Raw genomic sequence first — 9,746 nt, 5'->3', positions numbered from 1 at the left:
AGCCGGCGCCGCTCGGCTGCCGTCAGCTCCAACTCTCGGTGCTGGTGGGGCACTTCGCCGCTCCTTCTGCACAACCGGAGGAGCGGCAATCCTACCCCCTGACAGGACTTACTTCCTCTGGCTTAGACTGAAGCAATGTGGCGCCGGTATTCCCAGTGGCTCGATGAGGGCGAAACCGACGGAGATCCGCTCGGGGCGCCGATGCTGTGGCCCGACGGGCGTCACATCGCCGCGAACGGCCGCGGGCGCATCTTCCTCTGGAGTCTGGCGACCGGTGAGTGCACGCGGGTCCTGAAGACGGGCGCCATCTGTCGGAATGGAGAGCCCTGGTTCCGGCTGGCGGGTGAGGCCGGGCTGGGCCGCGTGCTCGAGGCGTACAAGATCCGCGGCCTGGCCATCTGGGACTCCAAGGACTGGCGACGCATGCAGACCTTCGAGGGCCACGGAGAGGAGGTCCAGGCCGCCGCGGTCGTCAGCGAGGACCGCGTCGTCTCCATCAGCGCCGACAGCAGCGCGCGGCTGTGGGACGCCTGGACGGGCGAGAACCTGCGCACGCTGGAGACCGGACCGCTCTACGCGCTCGCGCATGCGCCCGCCCAGGGCCTCGTCGCCGTGGGCGGAAGCAACGGCGCCGTGCACCTGCTCGAAAGCCTCACGCTCAACGTCCGCGCCCTCTTCCACCTGCGCATGGCCACCGCGCGCCCTGAGCCACTCGGCGCCGAGCGCAAGAATCAGCTCGGCATCGTGAGGAACCACCCGTCGAACACCCTCCGGGCGCTGGCCTGGCACCCCGACGGAGAGCACCTCCTCTGCGGTTCCTGGGACTTCGTGGCCCGCATGTTCCACAGCCGCACCGGCCGCGTCGTGCGGCAATGGCAGGGCCATGCGGACGGGGTGGACTTCGTCGCGGTGGAGCCCTCGCGCGGGCTGCTGTGCACCGGAAGCTCCGATGGCACCGTGCGCGTCTGGTCGCTCGACTCCACCGAATGCCTCGCCGTGCACGACCTCGGCCACGCCGACCTGGGCGGGCTGTTGGTGCACGACCGGACGCTCTACGTGACGTGTCAGCGGGAGCTGTTGTCGGTGCCTCTGGACTAGCACAGCGCCTTCCCCTGCGGCGTGTACCAGGTGCCGTCCATCTCGAGCGCATCGTTCAGGTTGCCTGCCACCACGACGCCGTCCGGGGAGGACGCGAGGTGGAACTCATGCACCGACGTGAGCCCCAGCACGCGGCCCCACCGGGACTCCAGCCCGGGACCGAAGGCCGCCAGCGTGGGCCGGGGCCCTTCGTCCTGCCGCCAACCGACGTCGCCCAGCCCGACGAGGTTCCCCGCGCCGTCCTGGGCCGTCACGATGTTCCCGGCCCCGTCCACCACCATGTCCGTGAACCCGGAGTGCGCGAACTGCCGTAAGCCCACATCCCCTCCCGCCGCGGTGAGCACGCCCACGAGCGCATCCCGGGCACCCTCGTATTCCTCCGGCTCGCGGCTGACATAGTCCTGGCCGGCGAACGACAGGTACCCGTTGAAGTTCCCGGTGAAGGCGATGCGCTGGTCGGGCAGCACGCCCACGGAGTTCACCTCGCCGTAGCGCGCGCTCATCACCCGCGCCCAGCCGAAGTCGCCCCCCACGCCATACCGGGCGACGAAGCCTCCGCGCTGCGCGACGGTGCCACCACCGAAGTCGGTATTGTCCCCCGCCTGGCCGCCCACGATGACGCCCTCGCTGGCGTCCACGGCGACGCTGTTCGCCCGCGTGCCCACCAGGGACGTCCCGGCCAGCACGCGCGACCAGAGGTGCGCACCGTCCCACTGGAGCTTCAGCACGTAGGAGTTCGGGTACGTGTCGTCGTACGGAAACGCCTTGCCCGAGTACACCGGCCCGTTGCCGAAGTCCGTGTAGCCCCAGAACGTGCCGACGAGCACCGCGCTGCCATGCGCATCCGTGCGCTAGGTCGAGCACCTCCATCGGGTTGTCTTGGTAATTCTCAGGGTCGCTCGGGTCACCGAACCAGGCCCGGAAGCCCCGCGTCCAGTCCACCGTGCCGTCAGGCGTGAGCTTCATCACCACCATGCCGGAGCCCTGGGGCAGCGGCCCCTTGCCCAGGTCCGGTGCCCCGTCGTAGCTGCCGGCGACCAGCACGTTGCCCACCGTGGTCACCACCACCTTCTCCAACCGCACCCCCGCCTGCGAGAAGGAGCGCGTCCACGCGACGGCGCCATCCGCCCGGTGCAGGGTGACGGTGTGACCCGACGTGACGGGCGGGGTCCCCGTGCCGAAGAGCCGGGTGACGACCGCGAACCCGCCATCCGGCGCGGGCGCCACGTAACGGGGGCCTCCGCCTGCGCGCCTCCGTCCTGACGCACCCAGGCCGTGGTCCCCGACGGCTTCGTGCCCCGGTACGAGCAGAACGGGTCGCTCTCATACGTGACGACCAGCCGGGGCGCGCCCCCGATGATGTGGCGCGCTTCCGCGTCCGTGGAGACGAAGCCCACGCTGTTCGTGCTGTCCGGCAGCAGCGCGAACGCGTACGTCCCCGAGGCCGTCACGGTGTTCGTCACGTCCAGCTCCACCCACGCGTCCCGCGCGACGGCCCCCAGGTCCACCAGCGGCTCGCCCACTGGCGCCGGGCGGTGGTTCCAGTCCGTCGTCGCCCCGTCGAACGTCGACGCCCGGTAGAGCCGGGGCCCGTTGCCCGTGCCGTCAATGGCATACAGGCGCAGCGCCACCCGCTGGATGCGTTCCGACCGCAGCTGGACATCAAAGCGGAGGAAGGCCTCCGCGCGGGGCTCCGCGTCCACCCGCAGCGAGGCGTGGTGCCGGGTGTTCCACGTCACGCTTTCGTCCCAGAGGTGCACGCCCGGCGAGTCGTGCACGACGGCGCCCTGGGCCGCGTTGCTCATCGCGAACAGGCGCAGCCTCGCGGACGTCACCGTCCCGGCAACGGGGAGCTCGGCCCCGGAGAAGCGCAGGTACGTCAGCGCCTCGGGGGTTCGCGAAACCTTCAAGGTGGAGGAAGCGCCGAAGCTCGCGTTCGGGGACGCGGCCTCCACATGCGCGTCCTGCGTGGGCGGCAGGACGACCGTCCACGTCGCGAGAGCCTCTGAAGGATTTCCAAGCTCGCCGTCTTATTCCTATCGAGTGGGGAGCTGAACGACGTCACAGCGTCCCTGCTCATGCCGTAGCGGGGCCAGGACAGTTGCCCTGGAAACACTTCGTTGAGGGGGGACCACACAGATGTCCAAGAAACCCACCGTGGCGTTCTTGCTGCTGCTCTCCGGTTGTTCGACCACCGCGACCATCTCCCGCGTGGATGGAGGAACCTACGCCGCCAGGATTGTCCGCAGCGATCAGGACTCCCTCTTCGTGAAGACGTCCTCGAAGGGAAGTGAGATCGCCATTCCCAGGTCGAGCGTCTCGGATATCGACCACCCTGGAAATGGCATGGCTGTGTTCGGCGCGCTGCTGACTGCCTATGGCGGGCTGAACGTCGCGGCGGGCGCCAGCACGTGCGGCGAGGTCGGCGGCGCCTACTGTGTCGGCACCTTCCTCCCCGCCGCGGTGGGCATCCCGATCCTCATCTGGGGCCTGACCACCTGGACCCAGTCCACCGGCGCGGCGCAGGGCGGCTCCACGGCCGCCTACACCGGTGCCGTGCCGTCCCCGCCTTCCGCCTCTGCGTTCGACTTCCGCGGAAGCGCGCCGGGCTCCGCCCAACGCCGCTGAGCATCCGCGCATGGACTGCCTTTGAAGGGAGGGCCCTCTCCTCAGGCCCTCCCGTCACCGGTCTGGAAGACCGAACTCAGCTCACAGCATGCAGGAGCCCGCGTTGTAGGTCAGGATGACCAGACCGGCGTTGCCTGCTCCGGCGGAGGCGGCACCGGCCGCGGACGGCAGGGTCGTGGCGGTCGACCAGGTATTGGCACCAAGACCGCTGCCGTCGCCGGTGCCCCCATTGCCGCCCGCGCTGCCACCCGCGCTGCCGCTGACGCCACCACCGCCGCCATAGCCACCCCCACCCCCTGCGCTCACGTCGGTGGCGATGCCGCCGTTGAGGCCAACCCCACCACGGGCATAGAGGCTGTTACCACCGGCTCCAAGGGTACCGGCCAGGCCACCTGTGCCACCCGCCGTGCCGCCCGTCGCGCTCCCCCCGCCGCCGCCCGACGAGGCAAACCCATGTCCACCGGCCGCGACATCCACGAGTTGATTGGAGTTCAAGATGGCGCTGCTGCCACCACCACCACCGCCCCGGGCGGAAGCCCCGCCACCGCCGTAATAGCCAGCACCGCCGGCACCCTTGCCATTATAATCGGAGGACCCCCAGCCACCACCGCCCCCGACGAAGACCTCCAGGTCCCCGGAACCCAGTGGGAAGCTCCCCGTGGCGGTGGCTCCGTTCGAGCCCCTGAAATTATAGCCCATGCCACCGCCAGCACCGCCCACCATGCTGTAGTTCACGGTGACGGGGTAGCCATACGGGTTCGCCTTCTTCAGGTATGAGGTGACGACCTTGACGCACGTCACCATCCCGCCAGTCAGGTTGATGGAGAAGGTCTGGGTCGTCTTCTGTCCGCTCGCATCCTGGATCACCAGGGTGATGAGTGAAGAAACTCCCAGCGACGGGGCCGTCCAGTTGACCTCGGTCCGAGAGGCGCTGGTGACAGGAGTTCCCAGCGTGCCGCCGCTGGCGCTCCACGTGAAGGTGAGCGCCGCACCCTCGGGGTCGTAGGCGCTCACGACCAGATTCACCGTTCCGTTCACGGCCACGGTGTCGGTGGATTGGAAGAGTTCATCGATGACGGGGGGCCGGGTGGGAATCTGGGGCAGCCCCACGTTGATGCCCAACTGGCCCGTCGTGCTCCCACCGCGTCCATCATTCAAGCTCACCGTCACCTTGCACACCGCGCTCGCGGGGGCCGTGGCCGGCGCCGTCCACGTTGGACGCTGCTGCGTGTCCGCGCTGAAGCTGCCGCCGCAATCATCCGCCCAGCTGTAGCTGAGCACATCGTTGTCGGCATCCACCGCCGCCACATCCAGGCTCACGACACCCCCAGGAGCCACCTGGCCGGACGGAGTACCCGTCACCAGGGTCGCCACGGGCCAGGTGTTGAACGCGACGGCGACATCCGCCGAGCCCCTGGCACGCACCACGGCGACCTTCAAGGAGATGCCCGCCTGGCCGCCCTTCCCATCCGTCACGCTCACGTTCAGCGAATAGGTTCCTTCCGTGGCCGGTGCGGTCCACGTCGGGCTGGCGGTGGTCGCGTCGACGAAGGTGCCACCGCTCGCCGTCCAGGCGTAGCTGCGCGCGTCGCCATCCGCGTCCGTGTCGGTGACGGCGAGCGTGACGGACTCGTTCACGTCCACGCGGCTGGTGGAGGCCGTGAGGCCGGTAATCCTGGGCGCGCTGTTGACGAAGGGCGTCGGCGCCGTCGTCTGCTGCAGCACGATGACCACGGCGGCCGTGGCGCTCGAGGTGATGGTGACGCCGGTGGCCTGGCCTTCATAGACCTGTGTGTCGGAGGAATCGAAGGCCTGGGCGCGGAAGGTGCGGTTGGCGCCGGCAGGAATCGCACCGAGGACGGCCCTCCACTGGCCGCCGGTATTCTGCAGGTTGGCGACAATGTCAGCGGAGAGGTCCGCGGCGCTCACCGTGAGGGTGACCCTGGCCACGTCCGAGGTCGAGAGGGCCTGGGCCGAGACGGCGATGTCGGCCGAGCCCTCCTGGGAAGGAGCGGGAGCGGGAGCGCAGGCCGCGAGCGTCATGAGGAGCAGCGGGAGGAGCGCCAGGGATTGGAATGGGTGTGGTCGATTCAAGGGGTTCCCAAAAGGAGCAAGAGGTTCACGGGAAACGCGGGCTAGGGAAGGCTGACGGTGAAGCTCTGCGTCGCCTGCACTCCGGCCGCGTCCATGACGACCGCGGTGAGGGTGAAGGGGCCGCCGCTGGCGGGCGCGGTCCACAGCACTTCGCTCTGGGACGCGGAGGTGGCCGGGGTGCCCAGCGTGCCGCCGCTGGCGCTCCAGGTGAAGGACAGGGCGGTGCCCTCCGGGTCGTGCGCCACCACGAGCACGTTCACCACCCCGCCCGGCTCGACGGTGCTGGCGGACTGGAAGGTCTGGTCAATGACGGGGGCGGCGTCGGGGACGTCCGGCAGGCCGATGGTGATGCTGAGGGAGCCCTGGGTGCTTCCGCCGCGGCCGTCATCGGGCGCGACAGACACAGTGCAGGTGCCACTGGACGGCCGGGTGGCCGGAGCCTTCCAGGTGGGCTTCTTGACGGTGGCGTTGTTGAAGCTGCCGCCGCAGTCGTCGCTAACAACGGTATTTCAAGAAATGAAGTCTAGACCCAGCGCCAGAGGATGTCCCCTCCGGCTCCGGCGACGGCGTGCCCTTCCGTGCCGACAGGTTCCTCCTTCCCGTCACACAGGAAGCCGATGCCCGCGGTGTCCTGCGCCGGGACCTTCGCGAGGAAGCGCTCACCGGATGCGCCTCGCCCGACGATGACGCCGAACCGGGGGCTGCCGTCGCGTTCGTACAGCACCGTGTACGTTTCAATGCGGCCGGGGCCGGTGAAGTCCTCCACGAACGGAGGGACGGGGCCACGCGCGGAGTCCGCCTCCGCCTGATGCTCGAAGGCTTCAGGCAGTGTTCCGGCGGGCGGAGGTTCGCGCGTGAGCACGAGGCTGTGGTTGTACGTCGCGAAGCCACCGTTGCCGAAGAGCAGGCCATGGCGTCCCTGCTCGCGCATCCGCTGCACCATGCTGACCACCGCGTGGCCCATGTAGTTGGCGATGGGCCCACCGCCGAACGTCAGTCCCCCGAACACGGTGGCGGGCTTCTCCAGCGGCCAGCCCAACACCCGGCGCGCCATCTTCGGCACGCACGGGAAGCAGCTGTAGAGCTCCACGAAGTCGAGCATGTCGACGGTCAGCCCATTCAGCTCCAGCGTGCGGCGCAGTGAGACAGCCATGCTCGGTGAGCTTGCATAGCCATCACGCGCGAGGAAGTCCTCCGGCTCATGCGCCGCCGCGCCCCGCCCCACGTACACGAGGCGGTCCTCCGGCACACCGCGCGCGAGCGCATTCGCCAGGCTGGTGACCAGGAACCCCGCGCCCTGGTTGACGGCGCTGTTCGCCACCATCCGCTTCCAATACGGAAACGCGATGGGCCGGTTGGACGGCGAGGGCGTGACAATCTCTTCCACGGACAAAGGCTCGCGGAGCCACGCCCCCGGATTGCCCGCCGCGACCTGCGAGAACCGCGACCAGATTTCGCCGCTCTCCCGCTGCGCCTCCGCCAGGGTCTGGCCATACGCGGCACGGCCGGCATTCTCATACAAGGGATAGACGTCGACCGGAGAGTTGAGGCCGTAGCGCTTCCGGTAGGCCGCGTGCGCCTGGACACCGATGCTGGTCGCGGCGTTATGCGCCGAGGGTGCGTCCCCGGCGGCCAGCGCCGCACGCCGGGCCGCCGTGCGCAGCGCCTCACCGCCCACGACCGCCGCGACCTCCATGGCTCCGGAGGCAACGCGGTTGGCGGCCTCGTGCAGCAGCCGCACCGGGCTGTCGCCGCTGGCCTCCGCCGTCTGCTCATGGAGGCGCGGCCGTGCACCCAGGCGCTCCGCCAGCGCGAGCGGCAACGGCCCCATCTGCCGGAACGAGAGCTGATCCACCACCGCCAGCGAATCCAGCCGGGAGAGCCAGCCGCCGCCCGCATCCGCGTCCGCTGCCCGCAGCGCGGCCTCCATCAAGCCCAGCGAGTCCAGGCCCCGCAGCGGATCCTCCGGCCGGTCGTTGATCTGCCCCACGCCCACGATGACAGGAATCCGGTTCGCGTCCTTCATGCCTCGCCTCCTGACCGACCTGCTCCCACGGCCAGCCATCCCGGTCAACGCGCGCGTATTACCCGGGTAGAAGTGACGCCCATTTATATCCGGGTAATATCCCCGGCATGCCTTCGCCTTCCGCCATCTGGACCGCCTTCGCCGGCCAGCGCCTGCTTGCCTCCGGCCCACCGGCCGAGGTCGTCACCGCCGCCAAGGACGCACTCGACGAGGGCGAGCATGAATCGCTGCTCCTGTTCGACGACGCCACGGGCCGGACGGTGGACTTCCACCTGCGCGGCACGCTGGAGGAGGTGCTCGCCCGCCTCCAGCCCGCGCCGGACCCGGCCGCCGAGTCCACCGAGCCCCGAGGCCCCGGCCGCCCGAAGCTCGGCGTGGTGGCCCGAGAGGTGACGCTGCTGCCCCGTCACTGGGAGTGGCTGTCCGAGCAGCCCGGCGGCGCGTCCGTGGCGTTGCGCAAGCTGGTGGAGGCCGCGCGCGCGAACAGCGGAGACGCCGACCGTGTCCGCCGCGCGCAGGCCGCCGCGGACCGCTTCATGACCACGATGGCCGGCAACGCGCCGGGCTACGAGGAGGCCGCTCGCGCGCTCTACGCGGGCGACCGCGCCCGCTTCAACAAGTGGACCCGGAGCTGGCCGGACGACATCCGCGACTGCGCCCGGAGGCTCGCGGCCCCCGCCTTCTCCAAGGAGACGCCGTGAACCACCAGTGGGTGCCGAGGTCGCTTCCCCACGATGAAGTCTCCCTTCGAGACCGCCGACGTCGCCACGCTGCGCAAGAGCCTGGACGGCGACGCCGCGGTCGTCACCGGCAGCACCACCCTCAAGGGCCACTCCGGCAAGACGCAGTTCGAAGGCGACTTCCAGTTCACCGACACCTGGGTCTACCGCGAGGGCCAGTGGAAGCTCGCCGCGAGCCACGCGACCCGATTGTCGAAGTGACAGGCGTTGCTCAATCCCTCGTCAATCCCGCCACGGTTCCGAGACAAGCTCCCAGCCGCCTCATTCCTTCCGGGATGCGTGCCGCGGGAATGCCGCCATAGCCCAACACCAGCCCTGGCCGGGCGCGCGGTCCCATGAAGTAACGCGACAGGGTGATGAGCCCGACGCCCGCGGCCCGGGCCCGCGCCACCGTCTCCCGCTCCAACGCCACGCCCCCTCGCCGGAACGTCGCGCACAGGTGCAGGCCCGCCACGGAGGGCACCACCTGGAGCCAGCCACCACAGTGGCGCGAAAGCCCCTCCGCCACACGTGCGTGCCGCGCCTCGTAGTCCCGCCGCATCTTGCGGATGTGTCGCGCCAGCAGCCCACTGTCGATGAACCGCGCGAGCGCGGCCTGCTCCGGTACCGGACTGTGCCAGTCCATCACGCGCCGGGCCCACCGCAGCTCCCGTTGAAGCGACGGCGGCGCGACGAGGAACCCCATCCGCAGCATGGGGACCATCACCTTCGAGAACGAGCCCACGTAGAGCACCCGCCCGGAGCGGTCCATCCCATGCAGCGTCTCCAGGGGCCTGCCGCCAAAGCGGAACTCGCTGTCGTAGTCGTCTTCAATCACCACCGCGTCCCGCCGCTTCGCCCACTCCAGCAGCGCCACCCGGCGCGCGGGGGACATGGGCATGCCCAGCGGGAACTGGTGCGACGGCGTGACGTAGACGAGCCGCGCTGTGTCCGGCAGCGCCGCCACGTCCAGCCCCTCCGCGTCCACCGGCACGGGCACGACGCGCGCCCCCAGCGACTGGAACACCTGCCGCGCGGGCGGATAGCCCGGCTCCTCCATGGCGACGCAGTCCCCCGGCTCGATGAGCACCCGGCCCACGAGATCCAATGCCTGCTGCGCGCCATTGGTGATGAACACGTCCTCCACCTCCGCGCGCACGCCCCGCGAGACACCCACGTGC

The 9,746-nt window shown here is 70.0% G+C and carries 10 protein-coding genes; 4 read left to right on the top strand and 6 right to left on the bottom strand.

The genetic code is table 11. The annotated features are described in order from the left end of the window. Positions 1-201: 201 nt before the first annotated feature. Positions 202-1,098 (top strand): WD40 repeat domain-containing protein, encoded by an 897-nt coding sequence (locus D7W82_RS35765; RefSeq protein ID WP_120622589.1) that lies wholly within the window; start codon positions 202-204, stop codon positions 1,096-1,098. On the opposite strand, the gene D7W82_RS35760 is transcribed toward D7W82_RS35765, so the two are convergent. Together D7W82_RS35760 and D7W82_RS35755 are read right to left on the bottom strand one after the other, a co-directional pair. Continuing rightward, on the bottom strand, positions 1,095-1,925 hold the full coding sequence (locus tag D7W82_RS35760) for a hypothetical protein (protein WP_120622588.1): 831 nt from the start codon (positions 1,923-1,925) through the stop codon (positions 1,095-1,097). The two genes, D7W82_RS35765 and D7W82_RS35760, sit on opposite strands and share 4 nt — an antisense overlap. A 231-nt stretch (positions 1,926-2,156) precedes the next feature. Continuing rightward, positions 2,157-3,053: a DNRLRE domain-containing protein gene (locus D7W82_RS35755; protein ID WP_120622587.1), complete on the bottom strand. Its 897-nt coding sequence runs from the start codon at positions 3,051-3,053 to the stop codon at positions 2,157-2,159. Between the two features lie 202 nt (positions 3,054-3,255). On the opposite strand from D7W82_RS35755, the gene D7W82_RS35750 reads away from it, so the two are divergent. Continuing rightward, the gene (locus D7W82_RS35750) at positions 3,256-3,726 is read left to right on the top strand and encodes a hypothetical protein (RefSeq protein ID WP_147439712.1); all 471 of its coding nucleotides are present in this window, start codon (positions 3,256-3,258) and stop codon (positions 3,724-3,726) included. A gap of 81 nt (positions 3,727-3,807) precedes the next feature. On the opposite strand, the gene D7W82_RS40730 is transcribed toward D7W82_RS35750, so the two are convergent. From D7W82_RS40730 to D7W82_RS35715, 3 genes are all read right to left on the bottom strand, one after another. Further along, positions 3,808-5,820 (bottom strand): Ig-like domain-containing protein, encoded by a 2,013-nt coding sequence (locus tag D7W82_RS40730; RefSeq protein WP_158617788.1) that lies wholly within the window; start codon positions 5,818-5,820, stop codon positions 3,808-3,810. Positions 5,821-5,861: 41 nt separating this feature from the next. Further along, positions 5,862-6,224 (bottom strand): Ig-like domain-containing protein, encoded by a 363-nt coding sequence (locus D7W82_RS35720; RefSeq protein ID WP_120622582.1) that lies wholly within the window; start codon positions 6,222-6,224, stop codon positions 5,862-5,864. A gap of 119 nt (positions 6,225-6,343) precedes the next feature. After that, positions 6,344-7,846, bottom strand: coding sequence for an acetyl-CoA acetyltransferase (locus tag D7W82_RS35715; protein WP_120622581.1), 1,503 nt, complete (start codon positions 7,844-7,846; stop codon positions 6,344-6,346). Between the two features lie 107 nt (positions 7,847-7,953). Here D7W82_RS35715 and D7W82_RS35710 point away from each other — a divergent pair, with 107 nt between their 5' ends. Continuing rightward, a complete protein-coding gene (locus tag D7W82_RS35710) occupies positions 7,954-8,547 on the top strand; it encodes a DUF2239 family protein (protein WP_120622580.1) in 594 nt (197 codons plus the stop codon). A gap of 33 nt (positions 8,548-8,580) precedes the next feature. Further along, positions 8,581-8,787, top strand: coding sequence for a nuclear transport factor 2 family protein (locus tag D7W82_RS35705; RefSeq protein WP_233588141.1), 207 nt, complete (start codon positions 8,581-8,583; stop codon positions 8,785-8,787). Between the two features lie 10 nt (positions 8,788-8,797). Here D7W82_RS35705 and D7W82_RS35700 read toward each other — a convergent pair. Further along, on the bottom strand, positions 8,798-9,746 hold a 949-nt coding region (locus D7W82_RS35700; protein ID WP_147439711.1), incomplete at its 5' end, for a PLP-dependent aminotransferase family protein.

Origin of the sequence: Corallococcus sp. CA049B, from assembly GCF_003611685.1 — a bacterium.
Classification (GTDB): Bacteria; Myxococcota; Myxococcia; order Myxococcales; family Myxococcaceae; genus Corallococcus; species Corallococcus coralloides.
Note: the sequence above shows the minus strand (reverse complement) of the source record. Positions and strands in the feature narration are given on the sequence as shown.